At 43.7% G+C, this 23805-nt stretch carries 20 protein-coding genes; 6 read left to right on the top strand and 14 right to left on the bottom strand.

The window, feature by feature from the left end; all coding sequences use genetic code 11:
* Positions 1–343: 343 nt before the first annotated feature.
* Positions 344–1444, bottom strand: a complete 1101-nt coding sequence (locus RH96_RS11260) for an L-dopachrome tautomerase-related protein (RefSeq protein WP_010200993.1) — start codon at positions 1442–1444, stop codon at positions 344–346.
* 194 nt (positions 1445–1638) lie between these two features.
* A complete protein-coding gene (locus RH96_RS11255) occupies positions 1639–2094 on the bottom strand; it encodes a DoxX family protein (protein WP_010200989.1) in 456 nt (151 codons plus the stop codon).
* A gap of 161 nt (positions 2095–2255) precedes the next feature.
* Between RH96_RS11255 and RH96_RS11250 the strand changes: the two genes are divergently transcribed.
* The 6 genes from RH96_RS11250 (at position 2256) to RH96_RS11225 (ending at position 10122) form a co-directional block, all read left to right on the top strand.
* Positions 2256–3173, top strand: coding sequence for a LysR family transcriptional regulator (locus tag RH96_RS11250; protein ID WP_010200987.1), 918 nt, complete (start codon positions 2256–2258; stop codon positions 3171–3173).
* A gap of 508 nt (positions 3174–3681) precedes the next feature.
* The gene (locus tag RH96_RS11245) at positions 3682–4944 is read left to right on the top strand and encodes an MFS transporter (RefSeq protein WP_010200985.1); all 1263 of its coding nucleotides are present in this window, start codon (positions 3682–3684) and stop codon (positions 4942–4944) included.
* Positions 4945–5077: 133 nt separating this feature from the next.
* On the top strand, positions 5078–5761 hold the full coding sequence (locus RH96_RS11240) for a glutathione S-transferase family protein (protein ID WP_010200984.1): 684 nt from the start codon (positions 5078–5080) through the stop codon (positions 5759–5761).
* A gap of 49 nt (positions 5762–5810) precedes the next feature.
* A complete protein-coding gene (gene yghU, locus RH96_RS11235; protein WP_010200983.1) occupies positions 5811–6668 on the top strand; it encodes a glutathione-dependent disulfide-bond oxidoreductase in 858 nt (285 codons plus the stop codon).
* A gap of 195 nt (positions 6669–6863) precedes the next feature.
* A complete protein-coding gene (locus RH96_RS11230; protein ID WP_010200982.1) occupies positions 6864–7448 on the top strand; it encodes a TetR/AcrR family transcriptional regulator in 585 nt (194 codons plus the stop codon).
* 802 nt (positions 7449–8250) lie between these two features.
* Positions 8251–10122 carry an alpha/beta fold hydrolase gene (locus RH96_RS11225; RefSeq protein ID WP_010200979.1) on the top strand — a complete coding sequence of 624 codons (1872 nt, stop codon included), beginning with the start codon at positions 8251–8253 and terminating at the stop codon, positions 10120–10122.
* Between the two features lie 297 nt (positions 10123–10419).
* On the opposite strand, the gene RH96_RS11220 is transcribed toward RH96_RS11225, so the two are convergent.
* The 12 genes from RH96_RS11220 to RH96_RS11165 all read right to left on the bottom strand — a co-directional run bounded on the left by RH96_RS11220 (position 10420) and on the right by RH96_RS11165 (position 23748).
* Complete coding sequence (locus RH96_RS11220) at positions 10420–10848, bottom strand: acetyl-CoA carboxylase biotin carboxyl carrier protein (protein WP_010200977.1); 429 nt, start codon at positions 10846–10848, stop codon at positions 10420–10422.
* Between the two features lie 23 nt (positions 10849–10871).
* Positions 10872–12059 carry an NRAMP family divalent metal transporter gene (locus RH96_RS11215; RefSeq protein WP_010200976.1) on the bottom strand — a complete coding sequence of 396 codons (1188 nt, stop codon included), beginning with the start codon at positions 12057–12059 and terminating at the stop codon, positions 10872–10874.
* Between the two features lie 226 nt (positions 12060–12285).
* Complete coding sequence (gene pxpA, locus RH96_RS11210) at positions 12286–13023, bottom strand: 5-oxoprolinase subunit PxpA (protein ID WP_010200975.1); 738 nt, start codon at positions 13021–13023, stop codon at positions 12286–12288.
* Positions 13013–13936 carry a biotin-dependent carboxyltransferase family protein gene (locus RH96_RS11205; protein WP_010200973.1) on the bottom strand — a complete coding sequence of 308 codons (924 nt, stop codon included), beginning with the start codon at positions 13934–13936 and terminating at the stop codon, positions 13013–13015. Before RH96_RS11205 ends, pxpA begins: the two co-directional genes overlap by 11 nt.
* 52 nt (positions 13937–13988) lie before the next feature.
* Complete coding sequence (gene pxpB, locus RH96_RS11200; RefSeq protein ID WP_010200970.1) at positions 13989–14642, bottom strand: 5-oxoprolinase subunit PxpB; 654 nt, start codon at positions 14640–14642, stop codon at positions 13989–13991.
* Positions 14643–14723: 81 nt separating this feature from the next.
* On the bottom strand, positions 14724–16070 hold the full coding sequence (gene accC, locus RH96_RS11195; protein WP_010200969.1) for an acetyl-CoA carboxylase biotin carboxylase subunit: 1347 nt from the start codon (positions 16068–16070) through the stop codon (positions 14724–14726).
* 79 nt (positions 16071–16149) lie between these two features.
* A complete protein-coding gene (gene accB / locus RH96_RS11190) occupies positions 16150–16680 on the bottom strand; it encodes an acetyl-CoA carboxylase biotin carboxyl carrier protein (RefSeq protein WP_010200967.1) in 531 nt (176 codons plus the stop codon).
* A gap of 171 nt (positions 16681–16851) precedes the next feature.
* Complete coding sequence (locus RH96_RS11185) at positions 16852–17643, bottom strand: putative hydro-lyase (protein WP_010200966.1); 792 nt, start codon at positions 17641–17643, stop codon at positions 16852–16854.
* Positions 17644–18288: 645 nt separating this feature from the next.
* Positions 18289–19014: a DUF3726 domain-containing protein gene (locus RH96_RS11180; RefSeq protein WP_010200964.1), complete on the bottom strand. Its 726-nt coding sequence runs from the start codon at positions 19012–19014 to the stop codon at positions 18289–18291.
* Positions 19011–20738 carry a hypothetical protein gene (locus RH96_RS11175; protein WP_010200962.1) on the bottom strand — a complete coding sequence of 576 codons (1728 nt, stop codon included), beginning with the start codon at positions 20736–20738 and terminating at the stop codon, positions 19011–19013. Before RH96_RS11175 ends, RH96_RS11180 begins: the two co-directional genes overlap by 4 nt.
* Positions 20739–20872: 134 nt before the next feature.
* A complete protein-coding gene (locus RH96_RS11170; RefSeq protein WP_010200961.1) occupies positions 20873–22561 on the bottom strand; it encodes a BCCT family transporter in 1689 nt (562 codons plus the stop codon).
* Positions 22562–22758: 197 nt separating this feature from the next.
* Positions 22759–23748: a membrane dipeptidase gene (locus RH96_RS11165; protein WP_010200960.1), complete on the bottom strand. Its 990-nt coding sequence runs from the start codon at positions 23746–23748 to the stop codon at positions 22759–22761.
* Positions 23749–23805 lie beyond the last annotated feature (57 nt).

Below are 23805 nucleotides of genomic sequence, written 5' to 3'. Positions count from 1 at the left end.
ATTAGGGTCTGTTGAACATTCAAATATTAGGACTGCTGATCGCTAAAATTGCCCCAAACTAGGCGTAAACCGATGATAATGTCGAGACCTTAGCTAGGTTTGCAACAACATTTGGGGTGGTTTTAGCATCAGCCTTTCAAGGCAGGTCTATTTTTTGCCAATACATGGCGAAATTGTCTAACCTAGAACGACTAGGCATCAAAAATTTCACTGCGTATTGTCTAAAAAATAGACACTGCCAGTTCCACATTTGAATGTTCAACAGACCCTAGTCGTGGACATCATAAAAATGCTAACGGATACGACATACTTTGTTTACTAAACAAGATAACCTGTATTTACATTAGCGGCTACCTACCCACACTCTGTAGATATAGTAAGGTGGCTGACCTTGATCAACAGTGCCAGTGAACTGTGGTGTTTTGTGTAATTGATTTATTGCAACATATAACCATCCATTTGCATCTAAAGACACATTGTCAGGCCAGTCAAATCGACTATCTCGTACCAACGATGTTAGCTGTCCTTTATTATCAAGCACATCTAAGCCATTATCGTTTAAGTTGGTAAAGTAGTGGTTTCCATGACTGTCTGTAGTGGCACCGTCTGAAACGGGCTTGTCACCAACACGGGTAATGCTATTGCCAATCTGTTCATCACTGGCATTCGCTCTAAATAAGGTCGCGTCTAAGCTATACCAAGATTTACCATTCATCGCGCCAAAATAAATCGTATTATTATCGGCGGACATCGCGATCGGATTGATACCATTATTTGTTGGCTTCCCACCTAGCATGATATCCACGCCATTGATCACCATTTTTGCGTCAGCTTCGGGCTGTAAAGCGACGTGATTGCCAAAACGACGTACTTCATTGGTATTCATATCAATGGCAATAATGGCTGGATTGGGAATATCAGCCAAATAAATCCATCCATTTTTTCTATCCACCACTAAATCTTGCACAAAGCTATTTTTTGGTGCGATGTCTGTAGGTATATCGATTTTGCTAATTAATGCACCGGTTTCAATATCAAAGCCCCAAACACGAGTTTTACCGATGTGTTGACCCATATCGACAATCCATAAGCCACCTTGATTGTCTTTGGTGATACCTAATGGCGTATCAATGGTCGCTTCACCATACTGACCTTTAGGTGATTGAAACTTATTTGAAGGCCAAGGCTGATAACTGTTAGTGCCAGTCACTTCAAACAGCTGCACTCCCTGTTCACCATCGTTCGGATGCACGGTAGAAAATACCCGACCATCGCTAGTAGCCATGACATTTCCTGGCCGAATAGGTAACCCGATCACTGTTTCTATCTGTCCCGATGTCGCCACTTCATTTTTTACTTGAGGAGCAGATATAGCTTCGCTCTTTAATAGACTACATCCTGCTAGGGCTATAGTGGCCAACCCAATAATAAAAATGTTTTTCATCGTTGATTCCCAAATGTTTAAAGAGGCCTATGATAGCCCTTTTATCTATTAAACAATACGGGCTGCTTGGCTGTGATTGATTACCCATTAGCTATTACCTCATTGCTCTTTATTTCAATTGCAAATAAAGCGCTGGTACGTGTCAACATTGAGATTAAAAAAGCACAATCTTTTGCAGGTTTTATCTTCGATCGTTATTTAACCGACCCTATTTTCTCTGATAACGCTTTATCCAGACTAAGAGAACCGCCGCCTTGTACGGCTAAAGCAAGCAAAGCGACCATCAAGACTAAGGCGTATTCGTAACCACCATCAGCGGCAAATAAACCATTACTGATATGTACAGAGAAGATCGCAACTAACATCGTAAATGCAGCAACCAGTGCGGCAGGTCGTGTGAGTAAGCCCAAGACCAAGGCAAGACCACCAAAGAACTCAGCGCCGCCTGCCAATATTGCCATTAGCAAACCAGGCTCCATACCCATGCTACTCAGCCATTGCGCAGTGCCTGCTAGCCCATTGCCACCGAACCAACCAAATAGCTTTTGCGCGCCATGGGCGGCCAAAATCAAACCTATTGGTACACGTAATATTAGAGCAGCTGCACCAGCATTTGATAGTAAAGCTTTATGTATTATTGACGTTTTCACTAATGATTACTCCATCATGTTTATGGTTTAAAGTTGTTCGATCTATTGGAATGAACACACTTTACTATCAATAAATCAAAAGAGTAAGATAGATAATATTGAATGATTAACAACAAAACGTTTATAATTTCTTCGACGACTAACTGGTAGTAGGAAGTAATATGGACAGAATCGATGCGATGCGTACCTTTGTAGCGGTGGTGAACGAGGGCAGCTTTAGTAAGGCGGCAACTACTACACAGCTCTCACCACAACTGGTCAGCAAATATATTGCAAAACTAGAGGAGCAGTTACATACTCGCCTGCTCAATCGTACGACTCGTAAAGTAAGCGTGACTGAGGCTGGCAGCCAGTATTTTATCCATGCGCAGCAAATTTTATTGAGTATTGATGAAATGGAAGCGCAATTGGGCGGTTTACAGCAGCTCCCTAAAGGTATCTTACGAATCAGTGCGCCCGTCTCGTTCGCCTTAAAGCATATGGCAAAATTGGTCACTGACTTTCAAGCACGTTACCCTTCAGTCACTGTTGATCTAAAGCTAAGCGACCGAAAAGTCGATATTGTTGAAGAAGGGTTTGATGTTGCACTGCGTATTGGACAGCTTGAAAGCTCATCACTTATTGCTAAGAAAATCGCACCTGTTCGTGTGGTTTTATGCGCATCACCCGACTATCTTAATATTCACGGTACACCTAAACGACTTGAGGATTTAGAAGCGCATCGCTATTTGCATTATAGCTATATGAATATAGACACTGAGGGACAAGTTTTCAAATACCTAAAAGCCAAACAACTCAAGGAAAGTAGTGTTTTTCGGAGTAACAATGGTGACGTATTGGTAGAGGCAGCCATTGAAGGCGCTGGATTGGTATTACAACCGACCTTTATTGCTAGCAAAGCATTAAATGCTGGCAAGCTAATCATAGTGCTACCTGAATATGAACCGACCCCTATCGGATTATATGCCATCTATACCCATAGAAAACTGCTACCTCACAAAATCAGGTGTTTTATTGATTTTATGGCAGACTATTATGGTACACCGCCATATTGGGATGAATATATCAGCAGGAAATGATTAAAAACTTCAATGATCAACCACTGATTTATTAACACTTACGGTTGCCTTGAAAATTTGAACGCGAATAAGCAACTGAGAGATCTATATATCAAAGAAAAATACTACTGTAATAGTAGAAAGACATCCGTATGAAGACTGTACCGTAGAAGTAGTAATCAAAATGCCAGTCCCTCAAATGTTCTGGCATTTTTTTATGTCATTCATGAAGTATTTAGCTTCTTATGTAAAACCCTATTGAACGAACGTTCAGGCGAAGTTATACTCATTTGTATTGTGCATGATGATGATCAGAGAGATCTAGTTGATATCTGTCGCTAAGGAAGCAGCAAAAGCTATTCATATAACGATCATGCCACAGTCGCTTGGAAATTCTACGAGACCTAAACACAAAAGGATGTGTGTAAAATGGGTAATACTTTAAGCCAGATAACCGCTTTATTCGATCTACCTAACATGAGCACTGTGATCGCAAAACGTGCTCTTCTCCACTTATCGGAGAATCACAATGCATGATGGGATCATTCAACCAGAAGACCAAGGTCGCACGCCTCCCCTTAGACTAGGTGGATTACACTATGCTTGGATAGTAGCTGTCACAGGCGCTGTGGCAATGTTTTGCGGACTTGGCTTAGGACGGTTTGCCTTTGGGATGCTATTACCATCTATGTCGGCTTCTTTGGAACTAAACTATACTCAAAGCGGCATACTGGGATTTACTAACCTGATAGGCTATCTCGTCGCTGTTATTTTAAGCCCGCTCATCCTACCTCGATTTGGTACTCGAGCTACTGGGACAGCCAGCCTTCTCTTAATTGCTGCCTCTATGCTTGGTATGGCTTTTACCACAAGCTTCCCCCTACTATGCACACTTTATGTGCTCACTGGTATTGGTAGCGGCGGCGTGGTTTTGCCGATGATGAGCGTCATGTCGCATTGGTTTTTTCCTTCGCACCGTGGTCTTGCCTTAGGCCTGGTCATGGCTGGTCCTGGGTTTGGTATTATTTTGTCTGGCTTTGTCGTCCCAAAACTCCTGCCTGTTTCCACACTACTGTCTTGGCAGACAGGCTGGCTAATTTTTGCGGTTATCAATGTTGTGGTGGCTTGCCTTACTTTCACTTTGATTCGCAATCACCCAAACGATGTCAATCAAATTCCCTTTGGGCGCACCCCAATCTTGCCTGTAAAGAATAAGAAAAAACTAGAGCGTAGCAATATCAAGCTGCTTGTGCATTTGGGCATTATATTTGCTATTTATGGCGCCACTTATATGGTTTACGTGACTTTTATCGTGACTAGCATGGTTGGCTCATATCAACTGAGCGAAGCAACTGCAGGTGGCATTTGGGCATGGATTGGGCTGCTTAGTGTCTTTTCAGGTATGCTCTTTGGCTGGATTTCTGACCACATTGGCAGACGTCTTGGGCTCGCTCTGGCTTTTTTCTTTCTGGCCATCGCTTATCTGCTGGTCGGGTTGACCGATTGGACTTTAGGACTGTATATGTCCATCATTCTGTTTGGCTTGGTGGTTTGGAGCGTGCCTGTCATTATGGCAGCCTCCGCTGGCGATTATTTCGGACCTGCCGCGGCAGCAAGTGCTCTTGCAGCGCTGACTTTTGCTTTCTCGGGTGGGCAGGCGCTCGGACCAGTGGCAGCAGGTTATCTCGCAGAGCTTACTGGCGACTTTAGTATCAGTTATATGATGTCTGGCATTGCCGCCTTTGTCGCGATTGGGCTCGCCTTATTATTACGACCACAAAAGTCTGTTTAATAAAAATTATCGCTACAGTTGACCTTAATAAAACAAATAATTGGTCAAAATACACTTGAACGGTCGTTCATTTATGTTTATTGTAGCTACGCGACGGACATCTAAATTCTTTTCACCCTTTAAGGATAGTATTATGATTAAATTTTATTTTCACCAAACGCCTAATCCAATGAAAGTGGCTTTGTATCTTATGGAGACAGGCCTCGCTTACGAGCTGATGCCGGTAGATACTTTGAAAGGTGAGCAACACACGCCTGAGTATCGCGCGATTAACCCAAACGGTAAAGCGCCCGCTATCGAGGACGATGGCCACCGAGTTTTTGATTCGACAGCTATTTTGATGTACTTAGCTGAAAAAACAGGCAAGCTTGCTGGAAAGCCAGAAGACCGAGGCGAGATGCTGTCATGGCTAATGTTTGTCGCGACAGGCCTAGGTCCATTTTCTGGTCAATCAGTGCACTTTAGACATAAAGCACCTGAAAAAAACCCTTATGCGATCAATCGTTACCTTCGTGAAGCAGAGCGTCATTACGAAGTGCTGGATAAGCACATGGAAGGCCGTGACTACTTGGTTGGAGACACCTACTCTATTGCGGATATCTCTGCTTGGGGCTGGGTTGACAAGGCCACCTTTGTATTGGGCGAAGCAGGGTTAGACAATTATCCGAATCTCAAACGTTGGTTTGACAGTATAAACACTCGTCCTGCGGTTGATAAAGCTCGCAATATCGCCAAAGATATTGAGTTCAAATCAGATTTTGATGACGTGGCGGCACGCGCCTTATATCCACAAAACTTTGCCAAAGACATCAAATAACCTCGAATAACTTCAAATAACCTCGAATATAAAAACAGGAATAATAAAAATGGAAAACCAATATGTACCTCCCAAAATCTGGACGCATGATGCAGAGAGTGGCGGTAAATGGGCCAGTGTGAATCGCCCCGTTTCCGGTGCTACCCATGAGAAAGAATTACCAGTAGGCAAGCATGATTTGCAGCTATATTCGATGGGCACGCCCAACGGTCAAAAAGTCACTATCATGCTAGAGGAGCTATTAGCACTGGGCAAAGACGCAGAGTACGACGCCCATATGATTAATATTGGCGACGGCGATCAGTTTTCATCAGGCTTTGTCGATATCAACCCCAACTCAAAAATCCCAGCGTTCGTTGATCGCTCTGTCTCAGAGACTGAAATGGTATTTGAATCAGCATCTATTTTGCTTTACCTTGCGGAAAAGTTTGATACATTACTCCCTAAAGCAGGCAGTAAACGTACCCAAGTCTTTAACTGGCTATTTTGGTTACATGGTTCTGCCCCGTATTTGGGCGGCGGTTTCGGGCATTTTTATGCTTATGCACCCGAAAAATTTGAATATGCCATCAATCGCTTTACCATGGAAACCAAGCGCCAGTTGGACGTGCTTGATAAGCAATTGGCGAAAAATGAATTTATTGCCGGTGATGAGTATAGTATCGCCGATATTGCCACTTGGCCTTGGTATGGCAACTTGGTGTTGGGCAATCAGTATGAGGCAAAAGACTTTTTGCAAGTTGATGATTACACCCATGTGCAGCGTTGGGCAAAAGCTATCTTAGCGCGTCCCGCAGTACAACGTGGTCGTATCGTCAACCGTACGTGGGGCGAAGCATGGGAACAACTGGAAAACCGTCACAGTGCGACAGATATCGATAAAGTGTTGGCACTAAAACCGGAATAACTGGTTAGCACCAATACAGTGCTGCTAGGATAATTTTTTGTCGCCTCTATCGGCGTAGGCACAGCACGCAAAAAACAGTTATCCTAGTAACACGTTATAATGGTTATGCTTTTGTAGTTTGAGATTAACTCTACCAATAAGACTTGGTTTTTCAGATGGCAGTTTTATAAAACAATAGCTTTTAAGGTGAACATGATGAGTGAACAAGCGAAGTTTAATCGTGATGACGTAATCGAAAAAGCCAAAAATCTTTATTGGGAAAAAGGCTACCACGCCACCTCCATGAGAAACTTACAGGAGGTCATGGACATGCGCCCTGGCAGTCTTTATGCCGCTTTTGGTAACAAGGACAATTTGTTTAAAGAAGCCTTAAACCGCTATGCTGAGCAAGGGGCGGTCAATCTTACCAATGGCATTGCGCAAGAAAAAACCGTCCTAGCTGGCCTCAAGCGGTTTGTCCGTAGTGTGACTGTCTGTAGCAAAGGCACTGCTCCCAGCGGCATGTGCATGGTGGTCAAAACCATCGCGGAACTCACACAAAACGACAGTCCTGAGTTACTGGCTTATGCGACAAGCATTTTAGAACGTGTGGAGACCTCTTTTGTTAGAGCCTTTGAGCAAGCCATCGATAACTGTGAAATAAGCAGTGATAAAGATCCAAACGAACTGGCGCGCTACTTCCAAATTCAACTCATCGGTTTGAGGACTTATGCGCAGGTAAGTAATGATACAGAAGCGGTAGACAGATATATTGATGGTATATTCGAGCAATTTTTATAAGATGATTTTTGCTAGACATCATTCAAATCTACATGGATGTTATCTATGAAAAGAAATCAGCACACCTTTGATTTAAACGTACGCCTCTTTGATACCTCAATGCGTAAACCATATTTAGCGGCCATTACTTCAGACAAAACATAGACTGAGGATGCGGCAGGTCAAATGGCAAATGGTTTTTTGCTCAATATCGTTAAAATATTCGCTAATCCCACTTAGTTTGAGATGGCAATATCGCCTCGCCTTACGCTAATAAATGACTATCCAAAAAAGGCAGCCTAGGCTGCCTTTTTTATGGCGTATTATCCTATAGTCAAGGAGTTTTAGAATCGCTACAAGGCGACCGACCGCAGATAGTACACTGAGTACATCTAGGACAGGTAACACCGTAGCGGTTTAAAAGTGCTTTGACTATATAGGTGAGAATAAGCAAAGTACTGCTTTGGTCGAGTGCTATCCGCAGGGCTGTGCGCGCCGTGGGAATAGAATTTAAAAAAATTTAGGCCATAAATCGCCAAAAAAAATGTAGTTTGATTGTCATCGTCAGGGCGCATAACTAAAATGTCATTGTTTGTTTGTAAAACTTGATAGCAGGCATCAGCTGTAAAATTAGCGCAAATGGCTTTACTGTCTTAAGAGTAAAATTACTTAATATTCAGTGAGTTATGACTCATAATCTAGCGTGCTTTATACCTGTTATTTTTTTATTTATTACTTAAATTTAACACAATGTAATAATTATGTGATATAAAAAATCTTACATACGGAAATGTTGCCGGTCTAGCCGGAAATGGAGATTTAAATGCGACTGAATAAGCTTTCGATGGCCGTTCATGCGGCTACTATTTTTGCAGCTAGCATTGCTTTGACAGGATGTTTTTCTGATGATGACAATAATATTACTAGCACACCTTCGGTAATTGAGCCTTGTTCCTCGGTACTTAATGCTATTCAAGTAAATGATATGTGTGTATCGACCACAACTGTATCGAGTCCTGCTAAAGCAGCACAAACCCCTGGTACCGCAGGCGTAGTCGTCACTAATCCCAAACTAATCACTCATTTAGGTGCAAACGCTGATCTCAACCAAGCACGTTATACGCGTTACGCACTCGCTGATCAAGACAATCAACAGCCCGACGCTATTCTAGTTGCTATACCCGGCACACTAGGCTCAGCGCACAATTATTTCCGACTGGCTGAAAACCTTATGATAAAGGCGAAGGCTGCTGGAATGACAGTCGAGGTATGGTGTTTTGATCGTCGCTCTACATTACTTGAGGACACAGCTGGTCTGGATATTGCTGAAAAAAATAGAGATATTAAGATCGCTTTAGACTCTCTTTTTGGTGGTGAGCTGGATCTAGATCTGAGTCCTGAGTTGAATCGTCGTGCTGAATTTTATGAGCAAAGTGACGTTCCTTTTATGGTGAATTGGACGCCTCAAGTTCATTCACAAGATATTAATGTGGTGGTCGAGTTGGCACGAGAAGCGGCGCGTAATGGCAACGTCTTTTTAGCAGGTCATTCTGCTGGTACAGGATTTGTAGCACGTTATGCGGCGACTGATTTTAATTTTAGTGGTATGGGTGCTGAAGAGCCCGGTTACGCTAAGCTGCGAGGACTGGTACTACTGGAAGGTTCAGGTGGCGCGCTAGCAGGTGAGCCTCCTTCTGATACCCAGTTAGATGCTGTGGAAGCTGCCGCTGATGGTGGACTTTATGCAGCAGCGCAAACAGGTCGAATAAGCTCATATATTGCTTTACCGGGTCTAAGTCCGCGGCTAGTGGCATCGACTGAAGTACTGGGTATGCAAATGGTATTTGAGGATACGATTAATGGCACCCAGAATATACTACAACAAGGTTTCGGTGCAGATCGCAATGGCAAAACAAATAGTGTCTATCAGCAGGTAGAAGGCCTTGTCGATCGTCCTGTGCCAGTGACCGCTGGCGCTGCTGTAGGTACTTTTCAGGATGATGATAATATCCTCACACCCACATTCATTCAACTATCAATGGGTAGCATTGGCAATTCAAATGCTGATGGCGTGTTCACATGGTTAGATAATGATCAACCCTTGCCAAGTTCAGTCTTTGTTGACAATGGGCCTGCGCCGACCATGCTATCGAATCAGTCTTTGATTTGGGGTGTTGAGGCAGAGCCAACCAATCTGAAGCGCATCGCACCATCGTTCTTTGTCGGTGGTACTAACTACAGTGATTGGTATTATCCTAGCACTGGTTTGCTACTTGCTAACAACGCGGCGGCAGGTGGTGCAAATTTGGGGCTGGATACCAGTAAATTATCATTACCAATAGCCCAAGGTGGACGGGGCCGATCAGATATTGTCAATCAAACTCAAGCTCGCAAGATTGATGTGCCGGTGATTGGTTTTGGTGGCACCAATGGTCTGACACCTGTATCAGGGCTCTGGCGTAGCTTTGCCAATGCAATCGCGCCTTGTGTCACAATGACGTGTAATGGGACGCCAAGAATGTTGTCTGGCGCGGCAGATTTAAGCGCATTTCCAACTTATGGTGGGTCAGAAGGTGGCTTTGAAGTATATATGAGTGAAGGCTATGCACATAACGATATACTTTCCGCTGACGACGATGCCAACAACAATGTGATTGATCCGTTGCTCGCGTTTATCAAACGCAATGCTCAGTAACTGATTCATTGCAACAGCAGAAAGGCCACCTTTGAGTGGCCTTTCTTAGTTCTTTCTGTGGTTCAAGCTCGCTTAACAAAGGCTGTTTTTGCTACCAAAATAGTTATAGCTTAAATTCTCTTTGCAACAGTAGGCTAACTAACGGAGTCAAAACTCCAGTTTAAAGGCTATAGTCAGGTCAATGTAAAAAAGAGACAGCATGACATCATAGGTCAATAAAAAATCAATGTCAGCTATCGAAACTGCCTTAGGTAATACCAACTATACCACCTACACTAAAATTAAATGCCTACCTGTCTAAATAGGAACGCCCGATAAATCTAAAATAGGCTGTCCGTATTCAACATTTTGGCCACTTTCAACTAAAACTGCTGTGACCACACCTTCTTTATTACTAATCACTGGCTGCAAACGGGTCAACTCATCAATGAAGCAAACAGTTTGACCTTTTTGAATGTGGTCGCCTTCTTTGATCAAGTTGTCTGTTGCATCGTCTTCACTTAAGTAGACCTGCCCCACGTAAGTGGCACCTACTTGCAAGACATCACTACCAGTCTGTTCAGGCTCATGAGTAGGCGTGGCCTCTATAGGATTGGCGCTCACATTATTCTGCGCACCTAGATTGTTAACCACCGTAATAGACTGCCCGTTGTCCGCAATCGTGACTTCGTGCAGCTGACTGCTTTCAACCAGTTTGACCACACGTTCTATTTGCTCTATATCCATAATACATTCCTTATCTTAATTTTTTAACTCATGCCCAGATATTTAGCAATGGTCATCACACTTAGGATACTCATAACGATGGCGATTAACCAACCAAATGCCGCAATCCAAATCGGGTGTTTATAATTGCCAACGATATTTTTTCTGTAGGCGGCAATCAGAATGATGACCATAGCGATAGGCAATACCAAACCGTTTAACGTACCGACCAATACCAATACTTGAGCCGGTTTACCGATAGTCGCAAACACCATTGTTGAGATCACAATGAAACCAATAATGAAGTAGCGTTTATAAGTCTCGATGAATGGATGGAAGTTGGTCATAAAAGACACAGAGGTATAAGCAGCACCAATCACCGAGGTCACAGAAGCAGCCCAAATCACCATACCAAAAATAACTTTACCCGCATTTCCTAAAATGTACTGAAACGGCGACATGGCTGGGTTGGCGGGATCCAATGCAAAGCCTTGAGATACCACGCCTAATACTGCAAGGAATAAAAACACGCGAATCACAGAGGCAATCAAAATACCAGAGACCGAGCTTCTGGTCACTGATTTTAAATTCTCTTCTCCGCTGACACCTGCTTCTAATAAGCGATGCGCACCTGAAAAGGTAATATAACCACCAACCGTACCGCCGACTAGCGTCACGATAGCCACTGCATCAATTTTGTCAGGCATGATAGTTTTGCTGACGGCTTCTGCTAATGGCGGATCAGATTTAAAGACCACATAAATGACCAATACAATCAGGATAAAGCCCATTAACTGAGCGAACTTATCCATCATAGGCCCAGTTTCTCGGCCTAAAAATATGGCGACGGCAATCACACCACTGATCAGGGCACCTGTAATGGGTGACATATTAAACATGGACTGCATGCCAAGTCCGGCACCGCCAATATTACCAATATTGAAAGCCAGACCACCCGCAATAATTAAGAAAGCGAGCAAGTAACCGACACCAGGGAACACCAAGTTGGCGATTTCCTGTGCACGTTTTTTGGAGACTGCGACTACTCGCCAAACGTTAAGCTGGACGCCGATGTCCATAACAATAGATATTAAGATAACAAAGCCGAAACTTGCCATTAGACTTTCGGTGAATGTGGCCGTTTGGGTCAAAAACCCTGGCCCTACTGCTGATGTAGCCATCAGGAAGGCCGCGCCTAAAATGGCGGTATTGTGTTTTTTTATAGTGCTCATAAACATCCTTGTGCTATATGGGATTATTTAATCAAATGATTAGGGCGTGTCCTCATTTTAAAAATGGTGGTAAAAATGAGATAAATTGCAGTCAAACAAGGAAAATAGCGCAGATAATATCGAGATATTAGTCAGCTATTTGACGCTGTTTGGCAAGATTTAGCCATTTTTAACCCATTTAGATGACCATCGATTGAATTGAGGACATGCCCTAGTGGGCGGATATTTAGTGGGCAGATATAGTGATATCTTTTAGCTCTAGTTGTTTCTTTATCTCTTGTGCAAACAAAATAGCGTGCTCACCATCACCATGTAGGCAGATACTTTGCGCCTCTACGGGTACGGTTTGACCGCAGACACTGGTAACGGTCCCTTCAGTGACCATTTGTAATACATGTTTAACGGCCTCGTCTGTGTCGGTGATTAAGGCGTTGTCTTTAGTGCGGGAGACCAATGAGCCGTCTTTTTCATAGTTCCTATCGGCAAACACTTCTGATATCGATGCTAAACCCTGTTTTTTGGCTGCTTTAACCAAATAACCACCAGACAGACCCATGACTTTTAGATTTGAATCAAAGCATTTAATTTCGCTTACTAAAATATCTGATAAGTCTTCATCAATGGCGGCTTGGTTGTACAACGCACCATGCGGTTTTACATAGTCTAATGACACACCAACCAAGTCACAGAGCGCTTTGGTTGCACCCAACTGATACACCAATAAAGCACGATAATCGGCTTCGCTTAACGGCTCATGAATACGGCCAAAGTTTTCTCTATCGTTTAGACCAGGATGTGCGCCTACGCTCACGTTGTTTGCTTTTGCCAATTGCAACGTGGCTAGCATCTCGCTGTAAGAACCAGCGTGCAAGCCGCAGCAGACATTCGCTGAGCTGACTATCGTTAGTAATTTATCGTCTTGCCCGCAGCCTTCCGCCACATCAGCATTTAAATCAATTTTCATTGGCATACTCCTTTATTTGATCGATATAGTGTTGTCTGTTTTGCTGTTCCTTTAACGCTTGCTCTAATGACACAAAGACGAACTGACAGGTTTTGCCAAATCTAATCTGTGCCATCAGACCTATGTCTGCTTGAATCACGGTTGCAATTTTGGGGTAGCCACCCGTCGTTTGCCCATCTGCCATTAGGACAATCGGTTGCCCCTGTGGTGGTACCTGAATCATGCCAATATCAACACCATGTGAGCTCATTTCTACTGGCTCACTAAATTCAAGCGCGGTTGCCCCCGCTAAACGGTAACCCATACGGTTACTACTGGTTTGTAGTTTCCATGGCTGGGTCTCAAACGCTTGTTGAGAGGATGCGGTAAAGCAGTCATATTCGCTGCTTTTTATCACTCGAATAACCTCGGTTGGCGCAAGGCGAGCCACCCCAATAACTGGCAGGCTTGATTCAGTTTTTACCGTTAAGGTATCATCGGCTTTTAGGTATCTGCCTTCAAATCCGCCAAATCCTGCTTTGAGATTGGTGCTAACCGACTGTAATACTGGCTCAATATCGAAGCCACCGTGCACACATAAATAGCTATACATACCCTGTAGCGGACGCAAAAGTTTGAGCGTTTGCCCAGCTGTCGCATTGATACGCCAATAGCAAGGAACACGCTTGTCGTCTAAATATGCCTCGTATAAAGCACCTGTTAAGCAAAAACTGACGCTTTCTTCAAACTGTATGGTTAGCTCACCGAGCGCTATTTCAATAGCAGGTTCGTTTGCCTCGTTTTTCATCAAAGCGTTACCAGCTTGTAGCGCCCAGCTGTCCATTACGCCATTTCTACCCACACCCATACTGCGGTAACCCAGTCGTCCCGAATCTTGAATACTGGCAAGGGCACTTGCGGTTAAAATTTTCATTGATACCACCTGTTTATTTGTCTATTTGATTTATGCATCTTTTATTTATCGCTTATTGATGAATATCAATCGCTTTAAATGTCAAAGTATCGCCTGCGTTAAGTAACGTCGGAGAAGACTTGGTTAAATCAAATAAGGCAGTATCCGTCTGACCGAGTAACTGCCAACCGCCTGGAGACTCAAAAGGGTACACCCCTGTCTGCTCGCCGCCTATACCCACTGAGCCTGCGGGCACTTGGGTTCTAGGTACAGCATGCCTTGGGAAGTATAAGGACTCAGACAAGCCGCCAAGATAAGGAAACCCTGGCTGAAAACCGATAAAGTAAACGGTATAAGTGGCTTTAGTATGTAGCTCGACGACGGCTTCAACTGAGAGATTTAGGTCATTCGCCATGGCCGCTAGATCGGGGCCATATTTTCCACCGTAATGCACTGGTATCTCGACGTGCTTACCTTGGATGGTTTTTGAAGGGATATCATTGAGTAGATCTGATAGCTTATCTTTGAAAGTATTCAGCTCAGCCCACGTTAATGGCACGATGAATACACTGAGCGTATTCATGCCAATTACCACTTCGATGACTTCTGGCATTTTCTGGATGCTGTCTGATAAAGCCCAGCATTTTTGTTGTTTTTCTAAGGTGGTTGGTTTGGGAAAAAACAACGCTAGATTGGTTTCACTGCATATTTGCCATTGTAGTTCCATCAGTATGGGCTCCATTATCTGTTATCTTAATTCTGACGCTAATGCCAAATTTGGTTTTCATTTTTGCGGGTCAGACTGGATTTATATATTGTCTTGTATCCACTGTTCTAGATAATGAATGCTCATTTGACCCTGACAAAATACCTCATCTTCAAACAGACGTTGATGCAAACCAATGTTGGTATCAATACCCGTGATTTGCGCTTCTGATAATGCCGCACGCATTTTTTCTATCGCTTTTTCTCTTGAACGATCTTGTACACATATCTTGGCAATCAAACTGTCATAAGATGGCGGCACGGTGTAGTTCGATTCAGCATGACTGTCTACTCTGATACCAAACCCTGCTGGCATGTGGCAGTAGTCTATGCGTCCAGCATTTGGTAAAAATGTCTGCGCGTTTTCAGCATTGATACGGCACTCAAAAGCGTGTCCGGTAATGGCGATATCATTCTGTTTGTATGCCAGTGGCAGTCCTGCAGCTACTCTGATTTGCTCTTGCACAATATCCACGCCCGTTACCATCTCAGTGATGGTGTGCTCAACTTGCACACGAGTATTCATCTCGATAAAGAAGAACTCGCCGTTTTCATATAAAAACTCAAACGTGCCTGCGCCTCTATACTGCATTTGCTCGCAAGCTGTGACACAGGCTTGGCCTATTTTCTGACGCTGCTCTTCGGTGATACCGGGTGCTGGCGCTTCTTCAATGACTTTTTGATGACGGCGCTGCATAGAGCAATCACGCTCGCCTAAATAAATAGCATTACCGTGGGTATCGGACATGACTTGCACTTCGATATGACGCGGTGCTTGTAAGTATTTTTCGAGATAAACGATAGCGCTACCAAAATTGGCTTTGGCCTCTGTTTGCGTCATAGAAATCGCAGAGAGTAAGTCGGCTTCTTTTTCGACCACACGCATCCCACGCCCGCCGCCGCCGCTTGCTGCTTTGATGATGACTGGATAACCAACGTCATTGGCAATCTTGATAACTTGCTCTGAATCAGCAGGCAATGCGCCATTCGATCCAGGTACACAAGGCACGCCAGCCATCGTCATTTGTTTTTTGGCTTCAACCTTGTCGCCCATGTTTCTGATATTGTCAGCCGTTGGGCCAATAAAGGTGAGACCTGAGTCTTCAATTAAGGCCGCAAAGTCTGCGTTTTCAGACAAAAAGCCATAGCCTGGATGGATGGCTTGTGCGTTGGTAATTTTTGCAGCAGAGACCAGCGCTCTTTGATTGAGGTAGCTGTGCGTGGCATTGGCAGGCCCGATACAGATTTTTTCATCGGCTAGGCGTACGGGTAACGAGTCTTTGTCTGATTCAGAGTGGGCAATGACGGATTTAATACCCAGCTGCTTACAAGCTCGGATAATACGTAGCGCAATCTCGCCACGATTGGCAATTAAGATTTTTGTGAACATGTTTATTCCCTTAAAAATATAGTGTCAAATACAGTGCTTGTGCAGCGTCTATACAATATTGAGTGGCTATTGATTGACTTTAACTATCTGGCGCTATAATAAATAAGGGCTGTGCATATTCTACGACGTCACCTTCCTCGATCAGAATCTCTTGAATCGTACCGTTAGCTTCTGCCTTTACCTCATGCATCATTTTCATGGCTTCAATGATACATAGGGTCTGCCCTGCTGCTACCTGATCGCCTTCCTTAAAGAACGCCTCAGCGGTCGGCTCAGAGCGAAGATAAAAAGTGCCGAGCATAGGCGCCAATACTTGGGATGAAGATGAAGAGCTAGATGAATTAGTGACCTCTGTCGTCACCGTTTCATCCATAGAGCTGTTTTCTACACTGGTATTATTAGAAGTGTTATTGTGGGAGCTTAGTGTGTGTGGTGCTGAATGAGAAGTTTTCGATTGAGTAGTATTGCCAATATGATTACTGCTTTCATTACCATTAGCCTGACAAATGATAGAGATGCTTGCATCGCCATCGGTCACCTCTAACGATTGTATATCAGCGCCTTCTGCGATCTTGATTAGCTTTTCTAGATCCGTAAAGTTTATATTCATATGATTGTCTGTTCCATTAGAGTGAAAGTGAATAATTATGTTTTATAAGAAATTTTGTCGCTGATATAACTAGGGCCTTACTGTTAAACACTACGTTTTTATTTACTAAGAGCTTTGTGGACAAACAAGATTGGATGCCATTACATTTTAAAAGGGCGTTGTCACCAAACATTACAGAACTGCCAAGTCTTCATCTTTTGGGTCACAGATAAACATATGCCCTGGCGCGTGCGTTATCATCAGTTCAGGTTTGCTGGTCATTGCGATGCTTTGAGGCGTCACACCACAAGCCCAAAACACAGGCACTTCGCCTTCCTTTATAAGTGATGCATCACCAAAATCGGGAGAATGAATGTCTGTGATACCGATGACACTAGGGTCTCCAATATGGATAGGCGCGCCATGTACTTGCGGAAACCGAGAGGTGGCTTGTACGGCTCTGGTGATTAATGGATAAGGTATTGGTCGCATGCTGACCACCATTTTTCCATAAAACTGTCCTGCAGGCTCAGTTTCTATATTTGTGATATACATCGGCACATTGTGATTGTCTTCGATGTGTCTGACAGGAATAGACGCATTGAGCATGGCAGACTCAAAGGAAAAGCTGCATCCTAAAAGAAAGCAGACCAAGTCCTCTCTCCAATAGTCTGTTAGGTCTGAGACCTCAGCTACTAGCTCGCCGAACTCGTATATTCGATACTTTGGGACATCAGACTTTAAGTCTGCGCCCTTCGCCATCAGCCGTGGTTCCGAACTACCAACATCTGTTACGTCTAAAATAGGACAAGATTTGGGGTTTCTTTGTGCAAACAATAAAAAGTCATAGGCCAATTTCTTGGGTACTATGACTAGGTTTGCTTGTATGTGACCTTTGCACATGCCAGAAGTCGGCTTGTTGATTTCGTTCTTACCAATTAATGCTCTGACCTCTTTTGGCGTCATATTTGCTAAATCTAACATGATTACAACCTCTTACGTTTTGACATTTCTGGCAGATAAAAAATCACCTAATAAAACCCGTATAAAGTTGGTGCTTTGTAACAGTATTTTATATATAGATAACTATATTATCGTTATGTAACCTAGCAGAACATTTTTAAAATGACAAGACGTAAGCGTTGTAAATAAACGCATGTGATACATAAATGAAAGTAGACAAGGAAGGGTTGATTACAAATGTAGGCATATGTTCATTTATCTTTATAGATATTGACCAACAAGTGTTTTTTATTGGTATTTATTGACGCTACTTATCTGGGCAAGTAGCAATAAGCTATTACTGTTAAATTATTTCCCCATAGCAAGAAAATTTTTAGATCAGCTGTTGAGTTGTATACCTGTAATGCGAAAAGCAGCTAATGAGCTAGCCGCTTTATTTAGGGCGTGTCATCAATTAGCACATTGATACATTTAGTGGTCTTAAAATGGCTAAATTTTGCCAAACATCGTCAGAAATCTTGTCAATATGTTCATATTTACGGCAATCCCTTCCTTGTTTGGCTGCAATTTTCCTCATTTTAAGCCTCACAATCTAAATGATGACACGCCCTAGTTGGAAATATGAATAAAATTTTTAGACCCTTCAAAATGGTTGGGCTTTATACTCTATACCCCGCCCGCACCGCGACTTGATTCCTCGCTGTTTTCGACCAATATCGCGGCGGCTGTTGTTTTGAGTGTTTCCCACTGCGTATCATCAACATAGATACCTTCTTTCCATGCGCGCTGATGCGTTTCAAACAATGCATCTGTCGATATTTTACGATCGAAATTCTGTGTGTCTGATTCAATATCAAAGTTTTGCGTGGCAATTTCAATGACCATATCATTGGTATTGTAGTTGGCTTGCGGTTTGTCAAAAAAGTAAAGGTCAGGATAGACAAAGTCTTTATTTAACGTAAACAATGTATGTTTGGGCACAGAGCCATTATCCCATTTGGCCAAGCAAGCAAAGCCTTTGGCAGCCAGTCCCACTAACTCGCTATAAGCCAACCAGCGATTATGACAGTTCTGCAAATAAATATAAAAATGCGCTGAGTCGCCCATTTTTTCAAGCGCATAGTCAATGATAGTCGGCAAATGACAGGCTAAGCTACTACCATGCAGATCTAAACGGATAGCACCTTCTTCCTGATGAACGATATCGATTGGCGTATCAATCTCGTTCAAGATATACGGAGTGGCATTATTAAAATGTTTGATACCATCCAATCCTGCCATCTGTAGTTCGGCGACCATAGTGGCTATCACATCAGCTTCCCCCACCTCTCGGTGCAGCCCAGTAAAAGCTTTGTATACCATCGTAACGATTTCATTGTGCGATACCATCATAAGTCAGAGCCTCCTTGCTCTATTGATACATCAGGCAATAAAGGAAACAACCATTCATCACTACCTACTTCTGCAAATAATGGCGCGCCTTGAAACAAAGTAATCCTGACCCAGCGATCGGATCTGGGATCAAACTTGGTTGCCCCAAACATCGATAATTTACACCGTAATAGATGCATGGGTAACGCGTCTTTATGCAGAACATTCATCTGTATATCACCCAGCTGCTTATGCCCCATCGTCCAGACGCGGCGCGCAATTGAGCGATATTTGGGCTTATTTAAGATGAACTCGGATATTAGCTGCTGCGAATTGGCTTGTTTTAAAGCCAAATATAAATGATTGGCTTGGCGAGCGATATCCAAGGACAGCTCACGATCAGCACCCGGCTCCTGACCACGTATACCCATACGCGGCTCTTCCTTATCGATGGAACGATACCAAAACCAATGGCTATTCTCAGGCTGAGTAAAGTCGATATCAATGGCCCAGCGATAATGCTGCTCTAAGACGTCAATCAGATCTTGAATGACTTTGCCTTTTGGTAACGATAATACTTCATCAGCATTAACTCTGTCGAGCAGTGCATCGACACGCTCAGGATACAGCTCTATTAAGCACGAAATGATGACTTCTTGGCTCTCAAAGCTCAAATGGTCATGCGCCTGTAAAAAATGCGCCCATGTCGCATGATTATTAATGGTTGTCATCAAGTTATTTTGTAAAACAATTAACTCCCTAACAACCGTTTCATTGCGTTTGACTTGCTGCTCGTTGATGGTGACAATCTCGTTAAAATGTTGGATAGCACGTTTGATTAGACTGGCAAAATGCGCCGATTCTTTAGGCTCAATCTGGCAAACCAGTGTCACTTGCAACGCCTCCTCACGAGTAGTCAGCCATTGATCAACGACGCATGGATGATTGATTAGATAAGGCGCCATACCTAGACCGGTGGCATTACCAATACCCAAATAACGCTTAATCTCTGGATGCAGCTTGACTGCGTTGCTGCCACCTTTTTGCTGTGCCAAATAATCGACCCAATCAAGGCTAAACTCACGCAGCAAGTACACAGCACACATCTGCGCTCGGAACGACTGATTAAAGTCCTCGCTATGCTCTAACGGCTTAAAATCATAAATACCGAACTTACCATTTCCATAGACCGCCGTGGTACGCAGGATGTAGCCCACTTGTGCGAGTACATCAATCTCAGGCTGCTTGCCAGCCGCAAGCGAGCTGACGATATGATCAAAGACCCGCACGCTTTTGTTTGCTCGTGCCAGCACCATCATCATGTTGGAGTTACGACCAGCTTCTTGTAGCGGTACGTTGGCTTGTAGATTACTCAGTAACTCTTCGCTTATCTCACCAAACACCAGCCCAAAGGTCACATCCCACTTTTGGGCAATCACTCTATCATTACGTTCGTCATCAGCCAGCTCATTACAAAACACCACCAGATGATACAGATGCTCTGGGGTATGTAGACGATAGATAACCTTGCCATAGCCTTGCTCATCCAAATCCCACAAATGAGTGCTGAGCGTCCATTTTTCTCTATCAATCTTACGCAATAACGTACGCACAAAGCTAACGCGGGTTTGATGCATGGCGCCCAGTCTTTGCGCATCCATAATCACATCACGAGTACGGAAACCTGTACTAAGTAAAGGCGATTTGACGTCGATACTTTTATCATTTGCATAAACCATATTCATAATGTCACTACCTTACCTAATATACTGAGCCAGCAGCTTCGTTAATAATCTCAATGAAGGTGTCTATTGGTAAATATGAAATTAGCGACGCATGTAATAGCTGTCTCATATTTACCGTTTGGTGATTTAGAACCTTAATCAGTTTTTTGCGTCATGCTTTCTTTAGACGTTTGAGCGTTTTCGGCTTCACTGATTTTGTGTCTCACCTCTACCTGATTAGGGCGATACAAATCTTGCTCTCGTGCCATTTTCTGAGCAATCTGTGGACCATTCCATAGTGAAGGCAATAATACAAAAGAGACGGGCACGGCGGTAATCACGATAAAGGACTGCAATGCTGTCACGCCGCCCGAACCAAGCGAGATTAGAACAATCGCTGTCACCCCCATCATGATGCCCCAAAAGGTGCGAATCATGGCGTTCGGTTCACGCTCGCCACTGATGACCACACTGATGGTATAAGTCATCGAGTCGCCCGTGGTCACGATAAATACCGTGGTTAAAATTAAGAACAATATCGAGGTAATCAAAGGAAATGGCAGTTGCTGCGTCACGGCCAATAGTGCACCGGGTAAGTTAAAACCCTCAAAGGCGCTACTGACACTTCCTGGATTGGCAATCTCAAACGCTAAGCCAGAACCACCGACGACGGTGAACCAAAAGCAGGTGACAAGCGGTGCAATGATACAGACGGTGGTAATCAATTGACGGATAGTACGACCGCGTGAAATACGAGCGATAAATATCGCCATCATCGGACCATAGCCTAAGAACCAACCCCAGAAGAATACCGTCCACCAGCTCAGCCAACCTTCATCACCGCGAAAGGTTGCCATTGGAACGAAGTTGTCAATCATCGTACCCACACCTTGGATATAGCCGTTGACAATAAAATTGGTCGGTCCAAATATTAAGATAAAGACCATCAGCGCAAAAGCCAAAATGACGTTAAAGCGGCTGAGTAGCTGCATACCACGAGTCAGACCACTGATCGCAGACAACGTATAGAGTACGATGGCAAAGACAATGATGATTAGCTGAGTCGTGAACGTATCGGGAATACCGAACAATTCATTCAGCGCATAGCTGGTCTGCAAACCCAAGAAACCAATAGGACCGATAGTACCGGCAGCCACTGCCACGATACAGCAAGCATCGATGATTGCACCCGTTTGGCCGGTGAGTACACGCTCACCAAACATAGGATAAAGAAGCGTACGAGGCTTCAACGGTAAGCCTTTGTCATAATGCAAATGCATAATCACAATTGCGGTTAAACTACCTACAATCGCCCACGCCAAAAACCCCCAATGCATAAATGATTGAGACAAAGCATTAAAAGCGCGTTGCTGTAGATCGGCTGACTCACCGTATAAAGGAGGCGCTGAAACGAAATGCGCGATTGGCTCGGCGGCAGCCCAAAAAACCCCGCCACCGGCCAGTAGTGTGCAGAAAAGAATAGCCATCCATTTAAAACTGTCTATCTCAGGTACAGGTAAATTACCCAGTATCACGCGACCTGTGCGACCAGCACCGACAGCCAAAGCAATAACAAAGGTCGCTAGTAGCAATATCTGCCAAAAAGGACCAAATATTTTGACGGACCACAAAAAGCCCACTTCGACTATTTTTGCTAAGCGTGCTTCTGCAAAAATAGCCATCAAAACAAAGGCTACAATGAATCCGCCACTGTACCAAAACGCAGGATTTTTAAGGCCTAATGTGTCGGTAGAAATAGCGGCGGCTTCGGACTCACTTGTTCCTTGATTAACAGGAGTTGAGCGTCCTTGCTCATCTTGATTAAATCCCTTTAAATCGGCCATGATGTGGCTCCATATACTAATGCTAACGTTGCGTTTTAGATCAGAGTGGTAGCAATGAGGATGTAATCAAACGACCTCACTACACATACGATCTAATTCAAAATTACCTACTTCAAACAGATATACGCTATAACACGACTGTCGTCTTATAGCGATTTCGAGCAACCATTGATTAAAATGACTCTTTAAATAGCTAGTTAAGCCAAAGGCTTTAATCCTTGCTCTAAAAAACCAAACCAGTTTTGACCGATGACTTTTCCAGCATCGCTTTCATTAAAACCGTGCTTTAGCAGACCGTTATAGATATTTTCCATACCGTCTTTACCAGCGAACCATGACAAAGTATCTGGCCAACCTGAATTATTGGCATTGCCTTCACCATAATCCATCGCTTTTGACCAGCGACCATTACGCATCCACTCAAGCACGGCTTGTGGCTGATTGAGACATAGATCACTACCAATCGCTAGATGCTCTACGCCATATTTATCAGCGCAATTGGCAATCATGGTACAGAAGTCATTAAGCGTACATGCGCTACCATTTGGCAAATGGAACGGATATAAGCTGAAACCTAACAACCCGCCTGCTTGGGTCAAGGCGCTGATGACTGTGTCCGATTTATTACGCAGGGCCTCATGAGCCGTGGTCGGATTGGCATGGCTGATACATATCGGACGCGATGACACTTCTATCGCCTCAAGCGTTGAACGCTCAGCGCTGTGTGACATGTCAATAATCATACCGACACGATTCATCTCAGCGATGGCTTGCTGACCAAAACGGGTAATACCGCTATCATTCTGCTCATAACAACCCGTCGCCAGTAAGCTCTGGTTGTTATAAGTCAGCTGCATAATCAATAGGCCTAAGCGGCGCATCACGCTAATCAAACCAATTTCATCATCGATTGGTGAGCAGTTCTGCGCGCCAAAGAATATGCCAACTTTGCCCTGCTCTTTTGCCATTTTGATATCAGCCACTGAGTACACGGGTAATATAAGATCTGAATTTTGCTCAAAGCGTGTGTGCCACTCGCTAAAGCGGGTCATGGTCTGACGGGCATCTTCGTGATAGACCAAGGTGGCATGTACCGCATTGATACCACTGGCTTGCAGCATCTTAAAATAGTCACGATCCCAATGGCTATACTGTAATCCGTCAATGACGATATGATCTTGGTACATATCAATTCCTTTTAATACTTTTATAAGTGACCGCTATCATTTGCTATTAAGTGCTTT

The organism is Psychrobacter sp. PAMC 21119 (assembly GCF_000247495.1).
GTDB lineage: Bacteria > Pseudomonadota > Gammaproteobacteria > Pseudomonadales > Moraxellaceae > Psychrobacter > Psychrobacter glaciei.
This window is presented reverse-complemented; position numbering and strand designations above follow the sequence as displayed.

Excerpts from the sequence above, each read along its gene's own strand:
- RH96_RS11260 (WP_010200993.1), bottom strand. The coding sequence starts at position 1,444 with ATGAAAAACATTTTTATTATTGGGTTGGCCACTATAGCCCTAGCAGGA.
- RH96_RS11250 (WP_010200987.1), top strand. The coding sequence starts at position 2,256 with ATGGACAGAATCGATGCGATGCGTACCTTTGTAGCGGTGGTGAACGAG.
- RH96_RS11245 (WP_010200985.1), top strand. The coding sequence starts at position 3,682 with ATGCATGATGGGATCATTCAACCAGAAGACCAAGGTCGCACGCCTCCC.
- RH96_RS11240 (WP_010200984.1), top strand. The coding sequence starts at position 5,078 with ATGATTAAATTTTATTTTCACCAAACGCCTAATCCAATGAAAGTGGCT.
- yghU (WP_010200983.1), top strand. The coding sequence starts at position 5,811 with ATGGAAAACCAATATGTACCTCCCAAAATCTGGACGCATGATGCAGAG.
- RH96_RS11230 (WP_010200982.1), top strand. The coding sequence starts at position 6,864 with ATGAGTGAACAAGCGAAGTTTAATCGTGATGACGTAATCGAAAAAGCC.
- RH96_RS11225 (WP_010200979.1), top strand. The coding sequence starts at position 8,251 with ATGCGACTGAATAAGCTTTCGATGGCCGTTCATGCGGCTACTATTTTT.
- RH96_RS11220 (WP_010200977.1), bottom strand. The coding sequence starts at position 10,848 with ATGGATATAGAGCAAATAGAACGTGTGGTCAAACTGGTTGAAAGCAGT.
- RH96_RS11215 (WP_010200976.1), bottom strand. The coding sequence starts at position 12,059 with ATGAGCACTATAAAAAAACACAATACCGCCATTTTAGGCGCGGCCTTC.
- pxpA (WP_010200975.1), bottom strand. The coding sequence starts at position 13,023 with ATGAAAATTGATTTAAATGCTGATGTGGCGGAAGGCTGCGGGCAAGAC.
- RH96_RS11205 (WP_010200973.1), bottom strand. The coding sequence starts at position 13,936 with ATGAAAATTTTAACCGCAAGTGCCCTTGCCAGTATTCAAGATTCGGGA.
- pxpB (WP_010200970.1), bottom strand. The coding sequence starts at position 14,642 with ATGGAACTACAATGGCAAATATGCAGTGAAACCAATCTAGCGTTGTTT.
- accC (WP_010200969.1), bottom strand. The coding sequence starts at position 16,070 with ATGTTCACAAAAATCTTAATTGCCAATCGTGGCGAGATTGCGCTACGT.
- accB (WP_010200967.1), bottom strand. The coding sequence starts at position 16,680 with ATGAATATAAACTTTACGGATCTAGAAAAGCTAATCAAGATCGCAGAA.
- RH96_RS11185 (WP_010200966.1), bottom strand. The coding sequence starts at position 17,643 with ATGTTAGATTTAGCAAATATGACGCCAAAAGAGGTCAGAGCATTAATT.
- RH96_RS11180 (WP_010200964.1), bottom strand. The coding sequence starts at position 19,014 with ATGATGGTATCGCACAATGAAATCGTTACGATGGTATACAAAGCTTTT.
- RH96_RS11175 (WP_010200962.1), bottom strand. The coding sequence starts at position 20,738 with ATGAATATGGTTTATGCAAATGATAAAAGTATCGACGTCAAATCGCCT.
- RH96_RS11170 (WP_010200961.1), bottom strand. The coding sequence starts at position 22,561 with ATGGCCGATTTAAAGGGATTTAATCAAGATGAGCAAGGACGCTCAACT.
- RH96_RS11165 (WP_010200960.1), bottom strand. The coding sequence starts at position 23,748 with ATGTACCAAGATCATATCGTCATTGACGGATTACAGTATAGCCATTGG.